Below are 23,038 nucleotides of genomic sequence, written 5' to 3'. Positions count from 1 at the left end.
CCGGATGAAGCGGAGCGAAATCCAAGGCCGGCATTTCCGCGGAAGCACTTTCCCGGATTGCGCTTCGCTTCATCCGGGCTACGGGGAATCTGTCACGAATTCACATGCACGAAATCGCGCAGCAAGGGATAGATCTCGTTGTTCCAGCGCTTGCCGGAAAACACGCCGTAATGGCCGACGCCGGCCTGCATGTGATGCACCTTGCGATAGGTGCGGACTCCGGTGCAGAGGTCTTGCGCGGCGAGCGTCTGGCCGATCGAGCAGATGTCGTCCTTCTCGCCTTCCACCGTCATCAACCCCATGCGCCGGATCGCCGCCGGATTCACCGGGCGGCCGCGATGCATCAGCATGCCCTGCGGCAACAGATGCTCCTGAAACACATCGCGCACCGTCTCGATGTAAAACTCCGCCGGCAGGTCCATGACCGCGAAATATTCGTCGTAGAAGGTCTTGATCACCGCGGCCTTGGCGGTCTCGCCCTTGGCGAGATGATCGGCCAGATCGATGTGCTGCTTGATGTGACGCTCCAGATTCATCGACACGAACGCCGTGAGCTGCACGAAGCCGGGATAGACCTGGCGCAACGCGCCCTTGCACTGCATGGGCACGTAGTTGATCAGATTATCCTCGAACCATTTGATCGGCTTGCTCTTGGCGAATTCGTTCACCTTGGTCGGCTGGATCCGCGTGTCGATCGGCCCGGCCATCAGGGTGAGCGAGGCCGGCCGCGCCGGATGATTGTCCTCCGACATGATCGCGGCGGCGGCGAGCGCCGACACCGAGGGCTGGCAGATCGCCACCATATGCGCGCGCGGGCCGAGCCGGCCGAGGAAGTCGATCAAATGGTCGGTGTAGTCCTCGAGCCCGAAGCGGCCCTTGCTGCGCGGGATGTCGCGCGGATTGTGCCAGTCGGTGATGTAGACGTCATGGTCCTGCAGCAGCGTTTTTACGGTGCCTCGCAGCAGCGTGGCAAAATGCCCGGACATCGGCGCCACCAAGAGCAGCCGCGGCTGCTCCGGGCCGTCCACCTTCCTGAAATGCAGCAGCGAGCCGAACGGCGTCGCATAGGCAACCTCCTCGGTCACCTGCAATTCCCTGTTGCCGACGGTCACGCTGCCGATGCCATAAGGGGGCCGCGCGTAGGTCAGGCTGGAGCGCGAGATCAGCTCGAGCGCGGCCGCGAGCCGGCCATACATCCGGTCAGCGGCGCCCTGCGGCACCAGATTGAGGTATTTCAGCGCCGCTGCAGCCCCGGTCCGCCATGGCGCCGTGAGGTCCATGTGGTTCTGATAGGCTTGGTACATCATTGACATCATACGCATCCACCCGTGGCCTGGCTTGCCATGCAATATCGACGCCAGAGGCGGGCCGGTCGCCCAGCAAATTGGCACGTGGCTTGCTGCAAAAGCTGATGGCTCCGGATGCGCGGCGGCTGAACCGGCGCGCGATATCGGGGAGCTGAGGACGCGTTCAGGCGTGAGGGACCGATATGGCGAAAGCGACACTGACCATCAGCAGCAAGAATTACTCCTCCTGGTCGTTGCGCGGCTGGCTGCTGACGACATTCGCCGGGCTGGAGTTCGAGGAGGTGGTCACCGCGCCCGACGACCCGTCGGCCCGCGCCGAGCTGCTGCTGCTGTCGTCCTCGATCCTGGTGCCCTGCCTGCGCCACGACGGTGCGACGGTCTGGGATACGCTCGCGATCGGCGAGTATCTCAACGAGATCATGCCGCATGCCGGGCTGTTGCCGGAAGACCGGATTCAGCGCGCGCATTGCCGCTCGATCTCGGGCGAAATCCATTCCGGCTTCACCACGCTGCGCTCGTCGCTGCCGGTCAATCTCAAGGGCCATTTCCCCGGCTTCAAGATCTGGTCGCGGGCGCAGGCCGACATCGATCGCGTCTGCACCATCTGGCGCGACTGCCTCGGCGCATCGGGCGGGCCGTTCCTGTTCGGCGAACGCCGCACCATGGCGGACGCGATGTATGCGCCGGTCGTGACCCGCTTCATGACCTATGACGTCAAGCTCGAGCCTGCGCTTGCGGTGTATGCCAGCACCATCATGACGATGCCCGAGATGCAGGAATGGATCGAGGCCGCGAAGGCGGAGCCGGCCGACGTCGAGGAGCTCGAGGTCGAATATTAGGCAGCGCCCGGCCCGGCCTGCCTGCATCGGCGGCTCAAGCACGAGGCAAGCCTTGCTCAATAGACGTGCCGCCGGCGTCGGGCACCGGCATGCGCGCCGGACCCGCGCGACAGCCACTGAGGCGCAAATTCGTGCCTCGCTCCAAATGCTTCTGCGGCGATATCAGCGCATGGCGAGACGGTTCGCCGCAGCCTAACCCGGCTGGCAAGGATTTCGCATGGCATGACCGAGCTGTGACCGCGACGATGCGACGCTGCCGAAAATTTGGACGCTGAGCCGCGCCGCGATCTCGCGAACACGAGAACCGTGGAGGCTTGAAATGAACCAGCACGCCGTCGTCAGCAAATTCTCCCACGTCAAACCCGGTGACACCGAGTTCAAGGGCGGAGGTCTGCGCGACTTCTTCCTGTATCGCGATCTCGGCATCGCCGATGCCACCAGCGGGCAGGTGATCTGCCACCTGGTCAAGGCCAATCCCGATATGCCGCCGGAGCAGGGCACCGGCTGGCACAAGCATCTGTGCGATTTTCAGATCGTCATCATGACCAAGGGCTGGGCGCGCTTCATGTACGAGGACAAGGAGACGCTGGTCGAGGCCGGCGACGTCATCCATCAGCGTCCCGGCATCACCCACTATTTGTTCGATTACTCGAAGGACATGGAATACCTCGAGATCGTCAGCCCAGCCGATTTCAAGACTGTGGATGTGCCGCCGGCGACCGAAGCGGTGCCGCCGATCACGCCGTGGAAATGATCGCCCGGGCGGACAGAGAGGAGGGATCGCGATGTCGTCTGCGGAAGAGTTAACCTTTGTTATCGGCCGCTGGCTGCGGCCGATCGTCATGCTTCTGTATGTGGTGCGCAGCCTCGGGCTGATGGCCACATCTAGCCGTGAACAACGCAGTACGTTGCTCGATCAGTGATTCGGACGCGGTTCGTTCCACCCGCGTTCCAAATCTTAAGACACGGTGCGCGCGCGTCGCGTTTTGAAACAGCGCGCACCGATGCCGGCCTCAGGCCACGCCTGCCTGCTTCTCGCGCGGCATCCGCCATGCGATGACGTTGGCTTCCAGCGCGCCGCCGGTGTTGTCATTGCGCCACTGGCCGTTGACGAAGCGGCAGGCGAACGGCAGCTGATACGTTCCGCTATGATCCTCACAAAGTACTTCCACGCGCTGTTCCGGCGCCGGTTCGCCATTGCCATCGAATTGCGCCATCCGTTTTTCGCGCGTTGCCATGCGATCTGTCTCCACTGCCCAAGGTCGAGCCAAAAGGGATCGAACCAAACAAGTTCCGAAGGCCCCCGTCCCCACGAGTAGTCCCGTAATGGGTGAAGCACACCGCCTGAATGCGGTTTCAGTGTGGTATGTCTGCCTCGCTTTCAGCGTCGCGAGCACAAAACTGTGAATGACGCATTTGCCTGGAGACGCCGATGACCGCTCGTTTTGTTCTCGCCTTGCTGGCACCGCTCGCACTCGGCGTCGCCGGAACCGCGCATGCGCAGGACGTTCCCGGCATCGAGATCTGCACCGTCGAGAAAACCATGGAGCGGCGCACGAGCTGTTTGCAGAGCAATGTCGATTTCCTGCAGAAGACGATCAACAAGCTCACATCGGATCATCAACAGAAGCTCGATGCCGCCAACCGGCAGATCGTGAGCTTGCAGAGTTCGGTCGCGAACTTGCAGAAGCTCGTCACCGATCTGCAAACAGCGCAGGTCAAGCTGACCGAGGACCTGAAGAAGAAGGCCGACGCGCCGCCGGCGAAGGACGCCGCGCCCGCCGCGAAGGACGGGACGAAGTAGGAAATCGTCATTGCGCGCCACCCGGTCGGCGCGAAGCGCCGCCGGATGACAGGCTCCGCGAAGCAATCCATCCCACCGCGCGTGCGGAACGATGGATTGATTCGTCGCTTCAGCGCAAAATTGCTTTGCAATTTTGTCGCGAGCTCCTCGCAATGACGATGGAACGAGCCGGGCTCCTCACGCCACCCGATGCTGCTCCATCACGTCGCGATCCGGCTCGTAGCCGAGGCCGGGGCCCTGCGGCACGGCGACATGGCCGTTGGCGTCGACGTCGATGCGATCGCCCCACAGGCAGGCCGGACGCTTCATGAAGAACACCTCGATCAGCCCCGCGTCGCGGATCGCCATCAGATGCAGCGTGGCGAGGAAGCCCGGCCCGAAATAGGGCGAGTGCGGAATCACCTGGACGCCGAACTCGTCGGCGAGGACGGCCACCCTCAGGAATTCGGTGATGCCGCCGACCTTGATCACGGAGGGCTGCGCGTGACTGACCGCGCCCGCGGTCATCATCTGGCGGAATTGATGCACGGTGCAGGCGTTCTCGCCGGCCGCGATATCGAGCCGGCCTTCTCTGCGCACCTCGGCGAGCGTCGCAAAATCCTCCGGCGGCCAGACCGGCTCCTCCAGGAACAGCGGCGCGGCCTGCTTGCAGTCGCGCGCGAACTGGATCGCCGCGGGTCCGTCCAGCGGGCAGTTCATGTCGACCATCAGCGGCACGTCAGGGCCGATCGCCTCGCGCGCGGCGGCGACCGCGGGCACGGTGGTCTCGTGCAGCTTGATCGCGGAATAGCCCAGCTTGATCGCCTTCTTGCATTCGGCGGCGATGTGCGCCGGATTGCCGATTCGCATCAGGCTCGCATAGGCCGGGATCGTGCTCCGCTTCGCGCCGCCGATCAGTTGATGCAGCGGCACGCCCTTCACCTTGCCGGCGAGATCCCACAGCGCGATGTCGAGCGCCGAGATCGCAAACATCGTGATGCCGTAGCGGCCGAACAGATGGAGGTTGCGCTGGATCTGCTCCATCGCGGCGGGGATACTGGCGGCGTCGGGCACCTCGAGGCCGCGGGCCTGCGGCGCGATCATCTCGGCCACCGCCGTGCAGCTCGTCTTCGGGCAGACATAGGCGAAGGCATCGCCCCAGCCGGTGAGGCCGGCATCGGTCGAAACCTCGACCAGCACCATGTCGAGCGCCGAGATCGCGGAAGCTCCCTGGCGGAAGCTCGCGGGCCCGGCGTCGTAGGGAATGCGGATATGGTGGGCGCGGACGTCGGTGATTTTCATTGTTGTTGTCCTTCCGATCGCAGGATGTGCCTGGAATTCGTGGTGGCCGGACACTTGAGCCTGAAGAACGGCGTCGCTTCGGCTGGTCTGGGTTCCGGCCATCGCAAATCTTGCTCGTAACGAGTCTTGCTTGCGACAAGTCTTGCTCGTGAATCATGTCGAAGACGTGGATGCCCGGCGCACGGCCGGGCATCACGAACCGCAAAGTTGTGGAGGAAAGCCCTCAACTGCTCTTCTCGCCGCTCATGATGGGGCCGAACCGCTCCCAGCTCTCGCCCTTGAAGCGCATCATCTGCAGCTGCTCGATCGGCGCATAGTCGTCCGGCCCGGTCTTGATCTTGGTGCCGGGCAGATAGATGCCGATCTCGAAGTTGAGGCTGGCCGCCTGCTTCATCAGGTTCTCGCGGGTGAGATTGTCGCCGCATTGCCGCAGCACCTGCTCGAGCCCCTTGGCGACACCATAGCCGAATACGGTGGCGGCGTCGTCGAGGTCGCCTTCGGGATACCACTTGGTCATGAAGGCGCGCCACTCGGTCATCGCCGGATCGTTCTTCCACTCGGTATCCTTGGGGTCCTTGAGATACGCCGTGGACAGCACGCCCTGGCTCGCTTCATAGCCGGCCGGCTTCATCACGCCGCCGATCGAGCCGGAGACGTTGGTCAGGAACTGCACCGGATGCCAGTCGAGCTCGGCGGCTTTCTTGATCGCCTGCGCCGCGAATTTCGGCGTTGCAATGTTGACGAAGATGTCAGGGTTGGCGCCCTTGATCTGCACGATCTGCGAATCCACCGTCGGTGACGAAGTCTCGTAGGAGGATTCGACGACGATCAGCTTCTTGGCCTGGTCGCCGAGCCCGTCGTGCAGGCCGATCAGATAGTCCTTGCCGAAATCGTCGTTCTGATAGAGCACGCCGATGGTCTTGCCCGGATAGTTCTGCAGAATGTACTTGGCATAGATGCGCGCTTCGACCTGGTAGCTCGGCTGCCAGCCCATGGTCCACGGGAAGTTCTTCGGATCATTCCACTTGGCCGCGCCGGTGGACACGAACAACTGCGGCACCTTCTTGGCGTTCATGTATTTCTGGATCGCGGTATTGCCCGGCGTGCCCAGCGGATTGAAGATCAGGAGCACCTCGTCGCTCTCGACCAGCTTGCGGGCCTGCTCGACCATCTTCGGCGGCGAGTAGGCGTCATCGTAGGAGATGAAGTTGACCTTGCGGCCGTTGATGCCGCCTTCGCTGTTGAGCTTGCTGAAATAGGCGGCTTCGGTCTTGCCGATCGTGGCGTAGGCCGACGCCGGACCGGAATAGGGCATGATGTTGCCGACCTTGATCTCGGTGTCGGTTGCGCCCGGATCGTATTTCTTCTGCGCGTTGGCGGCGCTGGCGACGGCGATCGTCAAAAGCCCCGCAAGCGCCGCTGATTTGACGCAGTTGGCATAGCTCAAGCGTTGGTGGTGCATCATTGTCCTCCCTGACATGCTGGCCGCGGCTCTTGCAGTCTTGATTATCGGGCAGCTTGATGAGCCGTCGGATCGATGCGTTGGCGAGTATGCACGATTGCAACATTGTTGCCAGCGACGGCTTTGCGGGTAAATTTCCGTGGAGCGGAACCGCGGTTTCGCCGTCGGGCAGCAAGGACTGTCAAATGCCGCGCGCGGCCGCCGTGCATGATGCCCGAGCTTTGCAGGAAAGCCGTCATCCATGAATCCAGCCCAGAAGGCGCTCTGGTATATCGAAAGCCATCTCGGCGCGCCGCTGACGCTCGACGAGATTGCCGCCGTAGCCGGCGTCTCGCGCTTCCATCTGGTACGGGCGTTCGCGGAGGCGACCGGGTTCTCGGTGATGCGTTATGTGCGGGCCCGGCGGCTCAGCGAAGCCGCGCGCCAACTTGCGGCCGGTGCGCCCGATATTCTCAGCCTCGCGCTGGATGCGGATTACGGCTCCCACGAAGCATTCACCCGCGCGTTTCGCGACCATTTCGGCGTCACGCCCGAGACGGTGCGCGCGACAACGTGTCTGACGACACTCAATCTCCAGGAGCCGATCACCATGATCTCGACAGCTCTCGACCACATCGATCCGCCGCGCATCGCCACCGGGAAGGCGTTCCTCGTCGCCGGCATCGGCGAGCGTTACAACCACGGCAATGGCAGCGATGCCGGCATTCCGAACCAGTGGCAGGGCTTCCACCAGCAATGCGCGCATATCCCCCGCCAAGTCGGCAACGTCGCCTATGGCGTCTGCTGCAACGGCGACGATGCCGGCAATTTCGATTACATCGCCGGCGTCGAGGTCGCCGATTTCTCCGACCTGCCGCGCGAGTTCGCGCGCGTCCGCATTCCCGAGCAGAAATACGTCGTGTTCACCCACGCCGACCACATCTCGACCATCCGCCGCACCGTCAACACGATCTGGAATCGCTGGCTGCCGCAATCCGGCATGAAGGTCGCGGACGCGCCGAACTTCGAGCGCTACGACGAGAAGTTCGATGCGAGTACCGGCAATGGCGGGCTGGAGATCTGGGTGCCGGTGAAGGAGTAGCGGGCGCCGGTGCAGCAAACCCTGGTGTCGCCCCCGCGAAAGCTGGGACCCATGACCACCGATGCTTGTTATTTGCGTGACGCTGGAATGACGAGACCCGCCTACAACTCTCGCCGCGGAGTATGGGTCCCTGCTTTCGCAGGGATGACACCGTCTTGTTGTTCGCGAGCGCCTAGATCAATGAGAGCGCGCCAGGCAGAACGCGACGACCTCTTCCAGCGCGGTCTTCATCGGCGAGGGCGGGAACAGCGCCAGCGCGTCGACCGCCATCGCGCCGTAGTGCTGGGCGCGGCTGATGGTGTCTTCGAGGGCGCGGTGCTTGGTCATCAGTCCGATCGCGTGGTCGAGGTCGGCCGATCCGATCTCGCCGCGCTCCAGCGCGCGGATCCAGAACTTGCGTTCGGTATCATTGCCGCGGCGGAAGGCGAGCACCACCGGGAGCGTGATCTTGCCCTCGCGGAAATCGTCGCCGACATTCTTGCCGAGTTTTGCGGATTTGCCGCCATAGTCGAGCACGTCGTCGACGAGCTGGAAGGCGATGCCGAGATTCATGCCGACCGAACGGCAGGCGGTCTGCTCGGCCTTCGGACGGTTGGCGATCACGGGGCCGACCTCGCAGGCGGCGGCGAACAGCTCCGCGGTCTTGCCGCGGATCACGGCGAGATATTCGTCCTCGGTGGTCGCGGTGTTCTTGGCGGCGGCAAGCTGCATCACCTCGCCCTCGGCGATGGTGGCGGCGGCGGCGGAGAGGATGTCGAGTGCGCGGAGCGAGCCGACCTCGACCATCATCCGGAACGCCTGGCCGAGCAGGAAGTCGCCGACCAGCACGCTGGCCTCGTTGCCCCACAGCATCCGCGCGGACAATTTGCCGCGGCGCAGCTCGCTCTCGTCGACCACGTCGTCATGCAGCAGGGTCGCGGTGTGCATGAACTCGACCGCGGCGGCGAGCTTGATATGGCCGTCGCCGGAATAGTCCGCGAGCTGGGCCATTGCCAGCGTCAGCATCGGGCGCAACCGCTTGCCCCCGGAGGAGATCAGGTGATTGGCGACCTCGGGGATCATGGTGACCTCGGAGCCGGTCCGCGAAAGGATCGTCGCGTTGACGCGCTCCATGTCGGCGGCGAGAAGTCCCACCAGCCCGTCGATCGAAGCATTGGACGGGCTTTCGAAGGGTACAATAACCGCCACGCTGGTCTCCAATTTTGCCGAATACGCACTATGCTCAGCTATAACAATAGAAACTGAGCGGTGCAGCGGCAAGGCCATCAAGTTATTGACATGTGGCGCAAGTGCCGCACTGCCGGGGCGACAGGAGAGCGTATTTTGCGGGAATTGGTACGGACCAATGACATGGTGCTGGTCTCCGCCATCGGCGCGCTGCTCGACAGCGCTAACATCCATCATCTGGTGCTGGACCAGAACATGAGCATCATCGAGGGCTCGCTCGGCGTCTTGCCACGCCGGATCCTGGTGCATGAGGACGACAACCACGAGGCCCGCCAGCTCCTGACCGATGCCGGCCTCGGCCACGAATTGCGGGCCAATGACTAGAGCGTTTTCGAGCGAAATGGGCCCCGGTTCGCGTGAAGAAAACGCGTCAAAAAGCGAGTCTGCGGCCGCCGGGATCACCGAAGACCGATTTCTCGGTGGCCAATTGCGCCTGCGGCAACCCCGCAGCGGCCACCGCGCCGGCCATGACGCGATCCTGCTCGCCGCAGCGACGCCGGCTCGACCAGGCGACCGCGTCGTCGATCTCGGCTCCGGCGTCGGCGCGGCCGGACTGGCCGTGGCGCGGCGGGTAAGGGGGATCGATCTCGTTCTGGTCGAAATCGACCCGGCCCTGGCCGAGCTTGCGCGGAATAATGCCGGCACCAACGCGATCCTGGCGAACGTGATCGTGCTTGATGTCGAAGCCGGTGCCGCGGCCTTCGACGATGCCGGCCTCGGGCCGGATAGCGCCGACGTCGTGCTGATGAACCCGCCGTTCAATGATCCGTCGCGGCACCGCGCCTCGCCGGACGGTGTGCGCGAGCGCGCCCACGTCGCGACCGCGACCACGCTGGCCGGCTGGGTTCACGCGGCGCGGCGAATTCTCAGGTCGAACGGGCAGCTTGCGCTGATCTGGCGGGCCGACGGCATTGCCGAGGTGCTGGCCGCGCTGGACCGCGGTTTTGGCAGCCTCGAGATCCTGCCGGTTCACGGTGACGGGACGTCGCCGGCGATCCGAATCCTGGTGCAGGCGACCAAGGGCGGCCGGGCGCCGACGCGGCTCCATGCCCCACTGCTGCTCAATGAAGAGTCAGGCGTGCCCAATAAATGGGTGCAGGAGGTGTTGGCTGGGAAGGGGGAATTGCCGCTGGCGCGGCGCTAAAACGATCATGCTCGAACAAGAAGCCAAGGCGCGATGGCATTGCGCTTTAGCGGGCAGGCATGCTGCCCACGTCGTCAGAGGCACTAAATCACTGCGAAGCCGTTTCCGACTGGCGGTCCGGCGTGGACGTGAAGTGGATCGCCGCCAGGAGTGTACCGATCAGCAAAATCAGCAGATAGATTTTCATGAGTCCCTCTCCGCCCGCGCATTGCAGCCCCAATGACAAAATGCAAAACGCGTTCCACGGATTCCAATGACAGTGGCGTGATAAAAAGTGGTTAATTCGAGGTAACGGCATGAGTGAACAAATAAGTGATCACGCTGGACGTTCGGGACTGCTCGAACGCGTGCAGGCAGTGTTGCCGGCGCGCTTCAGGCGCGGCGCGGCCGTCGTGCCGGTGGTGCGGCTGGCAGGCGTGATCGGCGCGGTGACGCCGCTGCGGCCCGGCATGACACTCTCCGGCGTCGCCAAGATGCTGGAGCGCGCCTTTGGCACGCGGAATGCCAAGGCGGTGGCGCTGGTGATCAATTCGCCGGGCGGCTCGCCGGTGCAGTCGCGGCAGATCTATCTGCGCATCCGGCAACTCGCCGCCGAGAAGAAGCTGCCGGTGCTGGTGTTCGTCGAGGACGTCGCGGCCTCCGGCGGCTACATGATCGCCTGCGCGGGCGACGAGATCTATTGCGACCCGTCCTCGATCCTCGGCTCGATCGGCGTGGTCGGCGGCAGCTTTGGCCTGGAGGGGCTGATCAAGAAGATCGGGGTCGAGCGCCGGCTGTATACGGCGGGCAGCCACAAGGCGATGCTCGATCCGTTCCTTCCCGAGAACCCCGACGACGTCGCCCGGCTGAAGGCGATCCAGCGCGAGATCCATGCGATCTTCATCACGCTGGTGAAGCAGAGCCGCGGCAGCCGCCTCAAGGGCGCCGACGACATGCTGTTCACCGGTGAATACTGGGCCGGCGATACCGCGATCGGTCTCGGGCTCGCCGACGGCATCGGCGACATCCGCTCCACGCTACGGGCCCGCTATGGCGACAAGGTGCTGACCCCGGTGATTGCGCCGGCCAGCGGCTTGCTGTCCGGCCTGCTCGGCCGGCGGGCGCCGGGGGCAGGGTCGCTGGCGGCGCTGGACGGGCTGGCCGCGCTGCCGGACGAGGTGATCTCGGCGCTGGAAACCCGGGCGATTTGGGCCAGATTCGGGCTGTGAACACAGGGATGTGAGCGCGCCATTTAGCCCCAAAACCGCGATTGCGGCGCAGGCCGCCTTGCGCGAGAATGCCCGTCATTGGGGGCCTGACAGACGTGAACGACAAGGATCGACCGATGCCGCCGCTGATTGCATTCGCAGGCGTCTTGGGAAGCTTGGCCGTGGTCCGCTGGGCGTACAAGACGGCCGTCCGGATCAACCAGGAACTCGAAGAGGCGCGATTGTCCCGCGTGGCCGAGGCCACCCGCGCGGGCGAAATCAAGACCCTGCGCCGCGACCCCGTGACCGGGGCCTATCGCCCGGGCTAGGGCTTGGATCTCCCTCGCCCCGCGCTTGCGGGAAGAGGGCCGGGGTGAGGGGCTGTTTCCGCAGATTCGAAAGACCTAAGTTCGCGGAGAGTCCCCTCACCCGAAATGCGCGCTGCGCGCGAATTTCGACCTCTCCCCGCAAGCGGGGCGAGGTGCAGAAACATCCCCCATCGCCTTGATTCCATTGGCTGCCGCCGATACGGTCCCGCGCGCCTCACACCCCCTCGCGAGATCGATTCCAACGATGGACGCCCTGCCTGACCACATGCGCCCGGAACGTTCGTTCCAGGGCTTCATCCTGGCCCTCCAGCGGTTCTGGGCCGAGCAGGGTTGCGTCATCCTGCAGCCCTACGACATGGAAATGGGCGCCGGCACCTTCCATCCCGCGACCACGCTGCGTGCGCTGGGGCCAAAACCCTGGAACGCGGCCTATGTGCAGCCCTCGCGGCGGCCCAAGGACGGCCGCTACGGCGAAAACCCCAACCGCCTCCAGCACTACTACCAGTTCCAGGTGATCATGAAGCCGTCGCCGCCGAACCTTCAGGACCTGTACCTGAAGTCGCTAGCCGCGATCGGGATCGACGCCGCCGTCCACGACATCCGCTTCGTCGAGGACGACTGGGAAAGCCCGACCCTCGGCGCCTGGGGCCTCGGCTGGGAGTGCTGGTGCGACGGCATGGAAGTGTCGCAGTTCACCTACTTCCAGCAGGTCGCCGGCGTCGAATGCGCGCCAGTCGCGGGCGAGCTTACCTACGGACTCGAGCGGCTCGCGATGTATGTGCAGGGCGTCGACCGCGTCTACGACCTCAACTTCAACGGCCGCGAGGGCGCCGAGAAGGTGACCTATGGCGACGTCTTCCTGCAGGCCGAGCAGGAATACTCACGACACAATTTCGAGCACGCCGACACCGCGATGCTGTTCGAGCAGTTCAGGATGGCCGAGGAGGCCTGCCGCAAATATCTCGCCGCCGGCTGGCGTGAGGGTGGGAATCAAAAGGAACATCTGATGGCCTTGCCGGCCTACGACCAGTGCATCAAGGCGAGCCACGTGTTCAACCTGCTCGACGCCCGCGGGGTCATCTCGGTGACGGAGCGGCAGAGCTACATCGCCCGCGTGCGCGACCTGGCGAAGGCCTGCGGCGAGGCATGGATCCACACTGAAACGGGCAGGGCGGTCTGATGCCCGATCTTCTCCTCGAACTGTTCTCCGAAGAAATTCCCGCGCGCATGCAGGCGAAAGCGGCCGACGATCTGCGCCGCATGGTGACCGACAAGCTGGTCGCTGAAGGCCTGGTGTATGAGGGCGCCAAGGCATTCGCGACCCCGCGCCGTCTTGCGCTCACCGTGCACGGCATTCCCGCGCGCCAGCCCGATTTGAAGACCGAACGTCGCGGCCCGAAGATCGGCGCCCCTGATGCGGCGGTGCAGGGCTTTCTGAAAGCGACCGGTCTCACGTCGCTGGATGAAGCAAAGGTCCAGAAAGATGCGAAGGGCGACTTCTACATTGCGCTCATCGAAAAGCCCGGCCGTGCCGCGATCGACGTGATCGCGGAAATGCTGCCGGTGATTATCCGGACCTTCCCCTGGCCGAAATCGATGCGCTGGGGCGCGCGCTCGGCGAAATCAGGCTCGCTCACCTGGGTGCGCCCGCTGCACGCCATCACCGCGACCTTCGGTCTGGAGACCGAGGAGCCCGACATCGTCAAGTTCTCCGTCGACGGCATCGAGGCCGGGCAGACCACCTATGGCCATCGCTTCATGGCGCCGGGTGCGATCTCCGTGCGCCGCTTCGAGGATTACGAGGCCAAGCTGAAGGCCGCGAAGGTGATCCTCGATCCGCAGGCGCGCAAGGACATCATCCTCGAGGACGCCAAGGAGCTGGCGTTCGCGCAGGGCCTCGAACTGGTCGAGGATCAGGTACTGGTCGACGAGGTTTCGGGCCTCGTCGAATGGCCGGTCGTGATGATGGGATCGTTCGAGGAGCAATACCTGTCGATCCCCGACGAAGTGATCCGCGCCACCATCCGCAACAACCAGAAGTGCTTCGTGGTCAGGGATCCCAAGACGGGCAAGCTGACCAACAAGTTCGTGCTGACCGCCAATATCGAGGCGCCCGACGGCGGCAAGACCATCGTCGCCGGCAATGAGCGCGTGATCCGTCCGCGGCTGTCCGACGCAAAATTCTTCTACGAGACCGATCTGAAGACCAAGCTGGAAGACCGGCTGCCGAAGTTCGAGCAGATCGTGTTCCACGAGAAGCTCGGCACCCAGGCGGAGCGTATCAAGCGGATCGAGCGGCTCGCCGCCGAGATCGCGCCGCTGGTCGGCGCCGACGTCGCGAAGACCAGGCGCGCCGCGCGCCTCGCGAAGGCCGATTTGCTGACCGAAGTGGTCGGCGAATTCCCGGAGTTGCAGGGCCTGATGGGCAAGTACTACGCGCTGGCGCAGGGCGAGGATGCGTCCGTCGCCGCCGCGAGCGAGGACCACTGGAAGCCGCAGGGGCCGACCGATCGCGTGCCGACCGATCCGGTCAGCGTCGCGGTCGCGCTGGCGGACAAGCTGGACACGCTCGCCGGATTCTGGGCGATCGATGAGAAGCCGACGGGTTCGAAGGACCCGTTCGCGCTGCGCCGGGCAGCGCTCGGCGCGATCAGGCTGATCGTCGAGAATACGCTGCGCCTGCCGATCCTGAAGACGGCCAAATCCGCGTTGCTCGGATTGTCGCTCAAGGCCGATGCCGAAACGCTGCCGAACGATCTGCTAGCCTTCTTTGCCGACCGCCTGAAGGTCCAGCTGCGCGATCAGGGCGCGCGCCACGATCTCGTCGATGCCGTGTTCTCGCTTGGTGGCCAGGACGATCTGCTGCTCGTCGTCCGGCGCGTCGAGGCGCTCGGCAAATTCCTCGACAGCGACGACGGCAAAAACCTGCTCGCTGGCACGAAACGCGCCAGCAACATTCTCGCGATCGAGGAGAAGAGGGACAAGCGGACCTTCGACGGCGCGCCTGACGCCGCGCTCTACACGCTCGACGAAGAGAAGACGCTGGCCAAGGCGATCGACCAGGTGAAGGCCGAGGCCTCCGCCGCCGTCGCCAAGGAAGACTTCGCCGGCGCGATGAGCGCGATGGCCAAGCTGCGTCCGGCGGTCGATGCGTTCTTCGACAAGGTCAAGGTCAACGACGACGATCCGAAGGTGCGCGAAAACCGCCTCAAGCTGCTCAACGAGATCCGCGCTGCGACGCGCGCGGTTGCGGACTTCTCCAGGATCGAGGGCTGATCGATGGACCGCGCAACGCTCGCCGCTTACGACAAGGATGCGGCGGCGTTTGCGCAGGACTGGCACGAACAGCCGGCCCCGGTCGATCTGCACGACATCGTCACGCGGTTCTTCATCCGGGGCGGCGCGACCGCCGATATCGGCTGCGGCAGCGGCCGCGAGGTGGCTTGGCTCAATGCCAACGGCTTTCCGGCCGAAGGCTTCGACGCCTCCGGGGGCCTGCTCGCGGAAGCCTGCGCCCGCTATCCGGCGCTGCGCTTTGCCCGCGCCGAGCTGCCGGACCTGTCCGGCACCGCCTCCGGCAGCTTCGACAATGTGCTCTGCGAGACCGTGATCATGCATCTCGATCACGCGCTGATCGCGCCGTCGGTCCGTCGCATGTTCGATATCGTGAAGCCCGGCGGCATCTTCTATCTGAGCTGGCGCGTGACCAGAGGTGACGATGCGCGCGATGCGCATGGCCGGCTTTACGCGGCGTTCGATACCGCGCTGGTGCGGGCCGAGCTGGCGGCGGCCGAGTTGCTGCTCGACGCGGAGGTCGTCAGCGCATCGTCCGGCAAGGTCATTCACCGGCTGGTCGCCAGCAAGGGCGGGCGATGATGGCGCGGCTCGCGACATGCGCCTGCGGACAGCTCCGCGTCACCTGCCAGGGCGAGCCCACCACAGTAGCGCTGTGTCATTGCCTGGAGTGTCAGAAGCGAACCGGCAGCACCTATGGCGTCGCGGCGTTCTTTCCGCGCGCTGACGTCGAGCCGCAGGGCGAGGCGCGCGAATACAGCCGCATCGGCGGCAGTGGATCTGCCGTGGTGTTTCATTTCTGCCCGAATTGCGGATCGTCGGTCTATTGGGAGCCCGGTCGCGCCGGACCTGATCGGCGTTGCGGTCGGCGCCTTCGCGGACCCCGATTTTCCCGCACCGTCGCAATCGGTCTTCACGCAGCGCCGCCACGCCTGGGTCGTCGACAAATAGACCACCGCCGCAGCGATTTGCGTCGCGCTGGAAATATTTCGACACAATTTGCAATTTGTTAACCATGCCCTGCGAAGGTCCTGACAAAGCAACGATTTCTTAAGACATCGCCCCTCGCGCCAATGCAGGGACCGCCCGATGACCTCGATCGGCACCACGCCCAATCCCTACGCCCAATATGGTTCGGCCTATGCGCGGGCAGCAGCGACGCCGTCACTGGCGGCGACCTTGTCGGGCGACGGCACCGCCGGCGATCTGTCGGCGTCCTCGACGGCCAACGCGGCAACCAACCTCACGCTGTCGGACGCCGCCCGCGCGCAGCTCGCCAAGGCGCCGCTGCCGGATTTTGCCACCGTCACCAGCGATGCGCGGATCACGCTCGACCGGCTCTACACGGTCGCCGGCGTCAAGACGCCGATCGTCGACGGCAAGACCACCATCGATCTCTCGACGCTGGACCGTCGCTCGCTGTTTGCGATCTCGACCAACAATGGCGGCAAGTTCACCCCGGACGAGCAGGCGGTTGCGGCCACCGAGCTGAAGCAGCGCTTCGACAAGGCGATGGAGCCGTCGCTGGCGACCACGCGCCTGACCGGCGACTACAGCATCAGCTACAAGACCGCGCTCGATTATCTCGATGGTGCGAGCGATGAGGAGAAGGCCACCGCAACCTGGGCCAGCCAGCGCGCCGCGGTGCTGAAGGGCTATCAGGCGACGCAGCAGGATCCGAACACGGCACCATCGGGAATTTCCGGCGATCCGATCGCGGCCTCGCTGGCGGGGACGGCGCCTCCCACAAAGAGCACCACGCGCGACTTCAGCAGCATTGCCAGCGACGTGCGCGCCTTCCTCGATCGGCAGAAGAGCGAGGCGGCGAAAAGCGGCAAGGAGCTGGTCTACGATCCCCGCCGCAAGACCGGACAGCTCGCCGACCTTTCCTCGCTCGACAACCGCTCGCTCTCGGCGATCTCGCTGAACCAGGACAAGAAGTTTTCCACCGAGGAGATCTTCGCGGCCAAGCAGGAACTCAATACGCGGACGCGTCTCGCCGTGCTCGACGCGCTGAAGCAGAGCCAGACCGCCGGCGATCCGCGCCAGTTCAGCCTCGGCATCCTCAAGCAATATTCCTCGATGAGCGCGGAGGAGCGCCAGGCTGCCAACTGGACGCAGGATTTCCAGGACGCCGCGATCAAGAGCTACAAGTCGACCTCGACGCTACTCTCGATCCTCAAGTCGTAACCCGGCACGGCATCAGAACGGAAGAGCCCCGCCCGGAGGGGAGGCCGGACGGGGCTTTCTGGTCCGGTCGATCCTCGCGCACATCCGCTTGCGCGGCGCCCGGACTGTCGTTCAGGCGATCGTGCTGACGTTGATCTAGTCGACCACCTGAACGATCCGTCGCGAACGCGGCTCGACCAGAACGGTCTCGCCGTTCACGACGGTGTAACGATAGGGCGTCGCGCCGAACCGCTGCGGCACGTCGTAATAGGTCACGCCGGCGTCAGGCAGCACGGTGCCGACCACGACGCGATCCGGAACCGTGTAGTTCGGTACACGCTCGCGCACGATGTATTCGCGGAATGCCGGACGCTGTTCGACCGCGATGCCTCCGTCATCATCGACGGCGACAGCCGGACCACCGCGGACGATGCCAACCGTCTGGGCCTGTGCGGCAACAGCCGGCACCGTGATCGCGGCAGCAACCGCTGCAACGGCAAGTAATCTGTTTCGCATGGCTCGCTCCATTCTTTTTCGGTGCGCGCCAGCCTTCGCCGATGCGCACGGCGAGCCAATGCATCGGCTGCGGTGATGTTCCGGAAAGCCGCCGCCATATACGCGGCAATTTGGAGCAATTTTCGTGAGTTGCGGGAACTCGTCGGCGGGACGGGCGTCTTGATGTGGGAACTTCCCTCAGCGGATAAACTGCCGCTCGATTCGCTCCTCCAAAAACCCCCGGAGAAAACTTCAATGACCATCACCGCTGGGCATCTGCCTGCTATCGTGGCTCTGATCGCAGGCGTCCTAATCCTGATCATGCCGCGGCTCCTCAACTACATCGTCGCGATCTATCTGATCTTCGTCGGGCTCGTGGGGATGGGTCTGCTGCGCTGGTTGCACCTCTAGCGGGAAAGCGGGGTTTCGCGGCTTGCGCGGAACCCCTCAAAATGGTGTAAGGCGCGCATCTTCGACCCCTCCTTCCGGATTGTTGTCTGACATGGCCAAAGCCGTCGCGAAGTCCAAGAAAACTGCTGCGAAAACTGCCGAGAAAACAGCAGCGAAATCAAAGCCCTCCGCCGCAGCCCGCAAGGCCGCCCCGGCGCGCAAGGTGCTGAAGAAGAGCGCCCCGAAGGCGGCGCCGAAAGCCGCTCCCAAATCGGCTGCAAAGCCGGCCGCAAAGCCCGCTGGCAAGGCGCCGGCGAAGGCCGTTGCGAAGAAGGCGGCCCCGGCTGCGATCAAGGCCGGCAAGTGGGTCTATACGTTCGGCGACGGCAAGGCCGAGGGCCAGGCGACCTTGCGCAATCTGCTCGGCGGCAAGGGCGCCAACCTCGCGGAAATGGCCAATCTCGGCCTGCCGGTGCCTCCCGGCTTCACCATTCCGACCTCGGTCTGCACCTATTTCTACGAGCACGACAAGACGTATCCGAAGGAATTGAAAGCACAGGTTGAGAAGGCGCTCGACTATGTCGGCAAGCTGACCGGCAAGACGTTCGGCGACGCCAAGAACCCGCTGCTGGTCTCGGTCCGCTCGGGCGCGCGCGCCTCGATGCCGGGCATGATGGACACCGTGCTCAATCTCGGCCTCAACGACCGCACCGTCGAGGCGCTGGCCGAACTCTCCGGCGACCGCCGCTTCGCCTATGACAGCTATCGCCGCTTCATCACGATGTATTCGGACGTGGTGCTCGGCTTCGAGCATCATCACTTCGAGGACATCCTCGACACCTTCAAGGACGGCCAGGGCTATTCGCTCGACACCGACCTCACCGGCGACGACTGGGTCGAGCTGGTCGGCAAGTACAAGGAGGCGGTCGCCAAGGAGACCGGCCACGACTTCCCGCAGGATCCGCACGATCAGCTGTGGGGCGCGATCGGCGCGGTGTTCTCATCCTGGATGAACGCGCGCGCGGTGACCTATCGCAAGCTGCACGACATTCCGGAATCCTGGGGCACCGCCGTCAACGTGCAGGCGATGGTGTTCGGCAACATGGGCGAGACCTCGGCCACCGGCGTCGCGTTTACCCGCAATCCCTCGACCGGCGAGAGCAAGCTCTACGGCGAGTTCCTGATCAACGCGCAGGGCGAGGACGTCGTCGCCGGCATCCGCACGCCACAGGACATCACCGAGGAGGCGCGCCAGGAATCCGGCTCCGACAAGCTGTCGATGGAAGCGGCGATGCCGGCCGCGTTCAAGGAGCTGACGCGGATCTACACGCTGCTCGAGAAGCACTACCGCGACATGCAGGACATGGAGTTCACGGTCGAGCAGGGCAAGCTGTGGATGCTGCAGACCCGCGGCGGCAAGCGCACCGCGAAGGCGGCGCTGCGCATCGCGGTCGAGCTCGCCAATGAAGGCCTGATCTCGCGCAAGGACGCGGTGACGCGGATCGATCCGGCCTCGCTCGACCAGCTGCTGCACCCGACCATCGATCCGGCCGCCAAGCGCGACGTGATCGCGACCGGCCTGCCGGCGTCGCCTGGCGCTGCCTCGGGCGAGATCGTGTTCTCGTCGGACGAAGCGGCCAAGCTGCAGGCCGACGGACGCAAGGTCATCCTGGTCCGTATCGAGACCAGCCCGGAAGACATCCACGGCATGCACGCCGCGGAAGGCATCCTCACCACCCGCGGCGGCATGACCTCGCACGCGGCGGTGGTTGCGCGCGGCATGGGCAAGCCCTGCGTCTCCGGCTGCGGCACCATCCGCGTCGATTACGGCCGCGGCACCATGAGCGTGGGCTCGCGCACCTTCAAGACCGGCGACGTCATCACCATCGATGGCTCGGTCGGCCAGGTGCTGGCCGGCCGCATGCCGATGATCGAGCCGGAACTGTCTGGCGAGTTCGGCACGCTGATGGGCTGGGCCGACGAGGTCCGCAAGCTCGGCGTTCGCGTCAACGGCGACACGCCCGATGACGCGCGCACCGCGGTGAAGTTCGGCGCCGAAGGCATCGGCCTCTGCCGCACCGAGCACATGTTCTTCGAGGAGACCCGCATCCGCACCGTGCGCGAGATGATCCTCTCCGAGGACGAGCAGTCGCGCCGCGCCGCGCTGTCGAAGCTGTTGCCGATGCAGCGCGCCGACTTCGTCGAGCTGTTCGAGATCATGCAGGGCCTGCCCGTCACGATCCGCTTGCTCGATCCGCCGCTGCACGAGTTCCTGCCGCACACCCAGGCCGAGATCGAGGAAGTGGCGCGCGCCATGAACACCGATCCGCGCAAGCTCGCCGACCGCGCCCGCGAACTCTCCGAGTTCAACCCGATGCTCGGTTTCCGCGGCTGCCGTCTTGCGATCGCCTACCCGGAGATCGCCGAGATGCAGGCGCGTGCGATCTTCGAGGCTGCCGTCGAAGCCGGCAAGCGCACCGGCAAGCCGGTCGGTCTCGAGGTGATGGTGCCGCTGATCGCGACCAAGGCCGAGTTCGATCTGGTCAAGGCGCGGATCGATGCGACAGCCAACGCGGTGATGAAGGAAACCGGCGTCAAGCTGAGCTACCAGGTCGGCACCATGATCGAGCTGCCGCGCGCCTGCCTGATGGCGGGCGAGGTGGCCGAGACCGCGGAGTTCTTCTCCTTCGGCACCAACGACCTGACGCAGACCACCTACGGCATCAGCCGCGACGACGCCGCGAGCTTCCTCGGCACCTATGTCGCCAAGGGCATCCTCGAGATCGATCCGTTCATCTCGGTCGATCGCGACGGCGTCGGCGAGCTCGTCAGGATCGGCGTCACCCGCGGCCGCAAGACGCGTCCGAACCTCAAGGTCGGCATCTGCGGCGAGCACGGCGGCGATCCCGCGTCGGTCGCGTTCTGCCACGAGGTCGGGCTCGATTACGTCTCGTGCTCGCCCTATCGCGTGCCGATCGCGCGTCTCGCCGCGGCGCAGGCCGCGCTCGGCAAGGAGATCGCCAGCCAGGCGTGAGCGATCTTACAGTTCAGAGAGTGCGATGGCCGGGACCAAGTCCCGGCCATTTTTGTTTGTTGAGGCAGCCTGAAAATATAGCGTCATTGCGAGCCGACGGGTCGCGCGAACGCGCGCCCGATGACAGGCTCCGCGAAGCAATCCATGTTTCCACTTGCCGAGCCATGGATTGCTTCAGCCTTCGCCAAGGCTTCGGCGGACAAGTTGTCGCTGTCGCTCCTCGCAATGACGGCGGGTGGCTGCCGTGCCTGCAACACTTTGTTCACCATCTCCGTTGACTTGTTGTTTACGACTTTCATGCGCCGCGCGTTTACCAAGGCGCGCAATGCAACGTGCGAAACATGCGCGATCGCTTGAGTGTAGCGCGCGAGCAACGCCGATTAACTCCGCGGCAACCTAAACGGTTTAGCAACGAGAAAGGTCGAATTGCGCGGATGTACCGCGTTCGATTGCACTCAGTAAGCGTTGCGTGAGCGTACGATGTTTGTGTCGCGTAACCAGCCGAGGGGCGCACGTCTTGCGCTCTTCGGTCTCGGTCTTGGCATCTTCGCACTGATGCCGACCGAGATCGGATATCAGGATATCGCCTCGCTCCTGGCCCGGCAGCCCGGCGTCGCCGAGCGCTGGCAGAAGCGCGTCTTCGCCTCCGCCGTCGGCTCCATCCAGGTCGCGACCTACAGCTTCGGCCGTCCGATCGGCACGTCCGCGCCGCAAGCGCCGCAAATCCTGCTCGCAAGACTGGACAGTTCGAGCCTCGACATCACCGGAACGGTGACGCGCAATCCGATCACGGCCCCGCCGCCGCGCTATCAGGCATCCGATTTTCCCAAGGTCGATCGCACCATGAAGGGCGATCGCCTCGTCGTCCGGCGGCCCGATCAGGTCGAACCGGCGGAGCCTGCAAATACGGCGCCGGCGAACGAGGATCCGGCGACATCGAATTCGTCGGTCAAGGGCATGAAGACCGCGACCGCACCGGCCGACAGCGCGCCGCTCGATCCTGAATTGCAGGAGGCGCTGCGCGCGCCGCCCTTGCCGCAATATGCCAAGCCGTCGCCGCAGCAGAACGACGTGTCGCTCTCGCTCGAGGCCAGCCCGCTCGACGATCTGAAGCCCGCGCCCGCAAAGCCCGCTGCTGCGCCCGCCGATGCGGCGCGCGAGCGCGACCCGTTCGCATTTCAGACCGCCAGTCTGTTCTTCGGCTCGTCGCTCGGCACGCCGGAGAACCTCGAGCGCTGGCAGCCCGGCGAGGCGCCGGTTGTCGTACCGCCGGCAGCAACGCCCGATCCCGACATGAAGGTGATGGCGTCACTGCCCGTCGATGCCGACGGTCCGGTCAAGGCCGGCGAGATGGGCGAGAGCATCGCGCCGAAGGGCGAGGTCAATGCGGACGACCAGCACACCAAGACGCCGGCGGAGCGGCTCGGCCTGTTCGACGAGAAGTCGCGCGCCAAGTCGGAGAAGTGCCTCGCCGAGGCGGTCTATTTCGAAGCCCGCGGTGAAGCGGTGCGTGGCCAGATCGCGGTCGCCCAGGTGGTGCTGAATCGCGCCTTCTCCGGCAAATATCCGGAGACGGTGTGCGGCGTGGTCTACCAGAACAAGAATCGCCATTACGCCTGTCAGTTCACCTTCGCCTGCGACAACGTCGCTGACGTCGTCCGCGAGCCCGACATGTGGGACCGCGCCAGGAAGATCGCGAGGGCGATGCTCGACGGCGAATTGTGGCTGCCGGAAGTCGACCGCTCGACCCACTACCACGCCTATTGGGTGCGACCGTCTTGGGTCAGCGAGATGAAGAAGATGTACAAGTTCGGCGTCCACACCTTCTATCGCCCGCGCGCCTGGGGCGACGGCAGCGACGCGCCGAGCTGGGGCAACCCGGCCGAGACCGCCAAGATCTCGGCGCAGCTCGCCGAGGCCGCCCAGAGCTCGGCCGAGCAGGCCAGCGCCCGGCGATAGGGCCTTCTCCCTCTCGTTCCGCGGCCGGCGTGCCCC

24 protein-coding genes are annotated in these 23,038 nt (G+C 64.8%); 17 read left to right on the top strand and 7 right to left on the bottom strand.

The genetic code is table 11. From position 1 onward, the window contains the following. Positions 1-92: 92 nt before the first annotated feature. Positions 93-1,316: a polyhydroxyalkanoate depolymerase gene (locus tag ACVMDN_RS26395; protein WP_141342657.1), complete on the bottom strand. Its 1,224-nt coding sequence runs from the start codon at positions 1,314-1,316 to the stop codon at positions 93-95. Positions 1,317-1,489: 173 nt separating this feature from the next. On the opposite strand from ACVMDN_RS26395, the gene ACVMDN_RS26390 reads away from it, so the two are divergent. From ACVMDN_RS26390 to ACVMDN_RS26380, 3 genes are all read left to right on the top strand, one after another. Further along, a complete protein-coding gene (locus ACVMDN_RS26390; RefSeq protein ID WP_057014913.1) occupies positions 1,490-2,146 on the top strand; it encodes a glutathione S-transferase in 657 nt (218 codons plus the stop codon). A 319-nt stretch (positions 2,147-2,465) separates the two neighbouring features. Then, positions 2,466-2,900, top strand: a complete 435-nt coding sequence (locus ACVMDN_RS26385) for a cupin domain-containing protein (protein ID WP_057014914.1) — start codon at positions 2,466-2,468, stop codon at positions 2,898-2,900. A 31-nt stretch (positions 2,901-2,931) separates the two neighbouring features. Beyond that, positions 2,932-3,069 (top strand): hypothetical protein, encoded by a 138-nt coding sequence (locus tag ACVMDN_RS26380; RefSeq protein ID WP_168857487.1) that lies wholly within the window; start codon positions 2,932-2,934, stop codon positions 3,067-3,069. 90 nt (positions 3,070-3,159) lie between these two features. Here the strand turns inward: ACVMDN_RS26380 and ACVMDN_RS26375 are convergent, their stop codons facing one another. Further along, positions 3,160-3,384, bottom strand: a complete 225-nt coding sequence (locus tag ACVMDN_RS26375) for a hypothetical protein (protein ID WP_057014915.1) — start codon at positions 3,382-3,384, stop codon at positions 3,160-3,162. Between the two features lie 194 nt (positions 3,385-3,578). Here ACVMDN_RS26375 and ACVMDN_RS26370 point away from each other — a divergent pair, with 194 nt between their 5' ends. Next, on the top strand, positions 3,579-3,950 hold the full coding sequence (locus ACVMDN_RS26370) for a hypothetical protein (protein ID WP_057014916.1): 372 nt from the start codon (positions 3,579-3,581) through the stop codon (positions 3,948-3,950). Between the two features lie 177 nt (positions 3,951-4,127). On the opposite strand, the gene ACVMDN_RS26365 is transcribed toward ACVMDN_RS26370, so the two are convergent. Then, entirely contained in the window at positions 4,128-5,231 is a 1,104-nt protein-coding gene (locus tag ACVMDN_RS26365; RefSeq protein WP_076823995.1) for a mandelate racemase/muconate lactonizing enzyme family protein, read from the bottom strand. Positions 5,232-5,454: 223 nt separating this feature from the next. Next, positions 5,455-6,696 carry an ABC transporter substrate-binding protein gene (locus ACVMDN_RS26360; RefSeq protein ID WP_076823997.1) on the bottom strand — a complete coding sequence of 414 codons (1,242 nt, stop codon included), beginning with the start codon at positions 6,694-6,696 and terminating at the stop codon, positions 5,455-5,457. Positions 6,697-6,934: 238 nt separating this feature from the next. On the opposite strand from ACVMDN_RS26360, the gene ACVMDN_RS26355 reads away from it, so the two are divergent. Continuing rightward, positions 6,935-7,774: an AraC family transcriptional regulator gene (locus ACVMDN_RS26355; protein WP_057014919.1), complete on the top strand. Its 840-nt coding sequence runs from the start codon at positions 6,935-6,937 to the stop codon at positions 7,772-7,774. Positions 7,775-7,951: 177 nt separating this feature from the next. Here ACVMDN_RS26355 and ACVMDN_RS26350 read toward each other — a convergent pair whose 3' ends face one another. Then, complete coding sequence (locus ACVMDN_RS26350; RefSeq protein ID WP_057015096.1) at positions 7,952-8,962, bottom strand: polyprenyl synthetase family protein; 1,011 nt, start codon at positions 8,960-8,962, stop codon at positions 7,952-7,954. Between the two features lie 135 nt (positions 8,963-9,097). Here ACVMDN_RS26350 and ACVMDN_RS26345 point away from each other — a divergent pair, with 135 nt between their 5' ends. The 9 genes from ACVMDN_RS26345 (at position 9,098) to ACVMDN_RS26305 (ending at position 17,145) form a co-directional block, all read left to right on the top strand. After that, positions 9,098-9,325 carry a putative signal transducing protein gene (locus ACVMDN_RS26345; RefSeq protein ID WP_456834839.1) on the top strand — a complete coding sequence of 76 codons (228 nt, stop codon included), beginning with the start codon at positions 9,098-9,100 and terminating at the stop codon, positions 9,323-9,325. Between the two features lie 16 nt (positions 9,326-9,341). Beyond that, complete coding sequence (locus ACVMDN_RS26340) at positions 9,342-10,145, top strand: tRNA1(Val) (adenine(37)-N6)-methyltransferase (protein ID WP_076824000.1); 804 nt, start codon at positions 9,342-9,344, stop codon at positions 10,143-10,145. A gap of 296 nt (positions 10,146-10,441) precedes the next feature. Beyond that, positions 10,442-11,353 (top strand): S49 family peptidase, encoded by a 912-nt coding sequence (locus ACVMDN_RS26335; RefSeq protein ID WP_076824002.1) that lies wholly within the window; start codon positions 10,442-10,444, stop codon positions 11,351-11,353. A gap of 116 nt (positions 11,354-11,469) precedes the next feature. Beyond that, a complete protein-coding gene (locus tag ACVMDN_RS26330) occupies positions 11,470-11,661 on the top strand; it encodes a hypothetical protein (RefSeq protein WP_026193154.1) in 192 nt (63 codons plus the stop codon). Between the two features lie 244 nt (positions 11,662-11,905). Then, positions 11,906-12,841 carry a glycine--tRNA ligase subunit alpha gene (locus tag ACVMDN_RS26325; protein WP_057014922.1) on the top strand — a complete coding sequence of 312 codons (936 nt, stop codon included), beginning with the start codon at positions 11,906-11,908 and terminating at the stop codon, positions 12,839-12,841. Next, positions 12,841-14,937, top strand: a complete 2,097-nt coding sequence (gene glyS / locus ACVMDN_RS26320; RefSeq protein WP_057014923.1) for a glycine--tRNA ligase subunit beta — start codon at positions 12,841-12,843, stop codon at positions 14,935-14,937. Before ACVMDN_RS26325 ends, glyS begins: the two co-directional genes overlap by 1 nt. Positions 14,938-14,940: 3 nt before the next feature. After that, positions 14,941-15,537 carry a class I SAM-dependent methyltransferase gene (locus tag ACVMDN_RS26315; protein WP_076824004.1) on the top strand — a complete coding sequence of 199 codons (597 nt, stop codon included), beginning with the start codon at positions 14,941-14,943 and terminating at the stop codon, positions 15,535-15,537. After that, complete coding sequence (locus ACVMDN_RS26310) at positions 15,534-15,968, top strand: GFA family protein (protein WP_349629120.1); 435 nt, start codon at positions 15,534-15,536, stop codon at positions 15,966-15,968. Before ACVMDN_RS26315 ends, ACVMDN_RS26310 begins: the two co-directional genes overlap by 4 nt. Positions 15,969-16,044: 76 nt before the next feature. Next, the gene (locus ACVMDN_RS26305; RefSeq protein ID WP_076824007.1) at positions 16,045-17,145 is read left to right on the top strand and encodes a hypothetical protein; all 1,101 of its coding nucleotides are present in this window, start codon (positions 16,045-16,047) and stop codon (positions 17,143-17,145) included. Positions 17,146-17,280: 135 nt separating this feature from the next. Here ACVMDN_RS26305 and ACVMDN_RS26300 read toward each other — a convergent pair whose 3' ends face one another. Next, positions 17,281-17,640 (bottom strand): DUF1236 domain-containing protein, encoded by a 360-nt coding sequence (locus ACVMDN_RS26300; protein ID WP_076824009.1) that lies wholly within the window; start codon positions 17,638-17,640, stop codon positions 17,281-17,283. Between the two features lie 234 nt (positions 17,641-17,874). Between ACVMDN_RS26300 and ACVMDN_RS26295 the strand changes: the two genes are divergently transcribed. Next, on the top strand, positions 17,875-18,030 hold the full coding sequence (locus ACVMDN_RS26295) for a DUF3096 domain-containing protein (protein ID WP_016844375.1): 156 nt from the start codon (positions 17,875-17,877) through the stop codon (positions 18,028-18,030). Between the two features lie 91 nt (positions 18,031-18,121). Further along, on the top strand, positions 18,122-21,043 hold the full coding sequence (gene ppdK, locus ACVMDN_RS26290; protein WP_076824012.1) for a pyruvate, phosphate dikinase: 2,922 nt from the start codon (positions 18,122-18,124) through the stop codon (positions 21,041-21,043). 83 nt (positions 21,044-21,126) lie between these two features. Here ppdK and ACVMDN_RS26285 read toward each other — a convergent pair whose 3' ends face one another. Continuing rightward, positions 21,127-21,417 (bottom strand): hypothetical protein, encoded by a 291-nt coding sequence (locus ACVMDN_RS26285; protein WP_253589604.1) that lies wholly within the window; start codon positions 21,415-21,417, stop codon positions 21,127-21,129. 106 nt (positions 21,418-21,523) lie between these two features. On the opposite strand from ACVMDN_RS26285, the gene ACVMDN_RS26280 reads away from it, so the two are divergent. Beyond that, positions 21,524-23,002, top strand: coding sequence for a cell wall hydrolase (locus ACVMDN_RS26280; protein WP_456834840.1), 1,479 nt, complete (start codon positions 21,524-21,526; stop codon positions 23,000-23,002). The last annotated feature ends 36 nt before the right edge of the window (positions 23,003-23,038 follow it).

The organism is Bradyrhizobium sp. USDA 4510 (genome assembly GCF_054059095.1).
Note: the sequence above shows the minus strand (reverse complement) of the source record. Positions and strands in the feature narration are given on the sequence as shown.

Coding starts and splice junctions, on each gene's coding strand:
- ACVMDN_RS26395 (WP_141342657.1), bottom strand. CDS start 1,316: ATGATGTCAATGATGTACCAAGCCTATCAGAACCACATGGACCTCACG.
- ACVMDN_RS26390 (WP_057014913.1), top strand. CDS start 1,490: ATGGCGAAAGCGACACTGACCATCAGCAGCAAGAATTACTCCTCCTGG.
- ACVMDN_RS26385 (WP_057014914.1), top strand. CDS start 2,466: ATGAACCAGCACGCCGTCGTCAGCAAATTCTCCCACGTCAAACCCGGT.
- ACVMDN_RS26380 (WP_168857487.1), top strand. CDS start 2,932: ATGTCGTCTGCGGAAGAGTTAACCTTTGTTATCGGCCGCTGGCTGCGG.
- ACVMDN_RS26375 (WP_057014915.1), bottom strand. CDS start 3,384: ATGGCAACGCGCGAAAAACGGATGGCGCAATTCGATGGCAATGGCGAA.
- ACVMDN_RS26370 (WP_057014916.1), top strand. CDS start 3,579: ATGACCGCTCGTTTTGTTCTCGCCTTGCTGGCACCGCTCGCACTCGGC.
- ACVMDN_RS26365 (WP_076823995.1), bottom strand. CDS start 5,231: ATGAAAATCACCGACGTCCGCGCCCACCATATCCGCATTCCCTACGAC.
- ACVMDN_RS26360 (WP_076823997.1), bottom strand. CDS start 6,696: ATGATGCACCACCAACGCTTGAGCTATGCCAACTGCGTCAAATCAGCG.
- ACVMDN_RS26355 (WP_057014919.1), top strand. CDS start 6,935: ATGAATCCAGCCCAGAAGGCGCTCTGGTATATCGAAAGCCATCTCGGC.
- ACVMDN_RS26340 (WP_076824000.1), top strand. CDS start 9,342: ATGGGCCCCGGTTCGCGTGAAGAAAACGCGTCAAAAAGCGAGTCTGCG.
- ACVMDN_RS26335 (WP_076824002.1), top strand. CDS start 10,442: ATGAGTGAACAAATAAGTGATCACGCTGGACGTTCGGGACTGCTCGAA.
- ACVMDN_RS26330 (WP_026193154.1), top strand. CDS start 11,470: ATGCCGCCGCTGATTGCATTCGCAGGCGTCTTGGGAAGCTTGGCCGTG.
- ACVMDN_RS26325 (WP_057014922.1), top strand. CDS start 11,906: ATGGACGCCCTGCCTGACCACATGCGCCCGGAACGTTCGTTCCAGGGC.
- glyS (WP_057014923.1), top strand. CDS start 12,841: ATGCCCGATCTTCTCCTCGAACTGTTCTCCGAAGAAATTCCCGCGCGC.
- ACVMDN_RS26315 (WP_076824004.1), top strand. CDS start 14,941: ATGGACCGCGCAACGCTCGCCGCTTACGACAAGGATGCGGCGGCGTTT.
- ACVMDN_RS26310 (WP_349629120.1), top strand. CDS start 15,534: ATGATGGCGCGGCTCGCGACATGCGCCTGCGGACAGCTCCGCGTCACC.
- ACVMDN_RS26305 (WP_076824007.1), top strand. CDS start 16,045: ATGACCTCGATCGGCACCACGCCCAATCCCTACGCCCAATATGGTTCG.
- ACVMDN_RS26300 (WP_076824009.1), bottom strand. CDS start 17,640: ATGCGAAACAGATTACTTGCCGTTGCAGCGGTTGCTGCCGCGATCACG.
- ACVMDN_RS26295 (WP_016844375.1), top strand. CDS start 17,875: ATGACCATCACCGCTGGGCATCTGCCTGCTATCGTGGCTCTGATCGCA.
- ppdK (WP_076824012.1), top strand. CDS start 18,122: ATGGCCAAAGCCGTCGCGAAGTCCAAGAAAACTGCTGCGAAAACTGCC.
- ACVMDN_RS26280 (WP_456834840.1), top strand. CDS start 21,524: ATGTTTGTGTCGCGTAACCAGCCGAGGGGCGCACGTCTTGCGCTCTTC.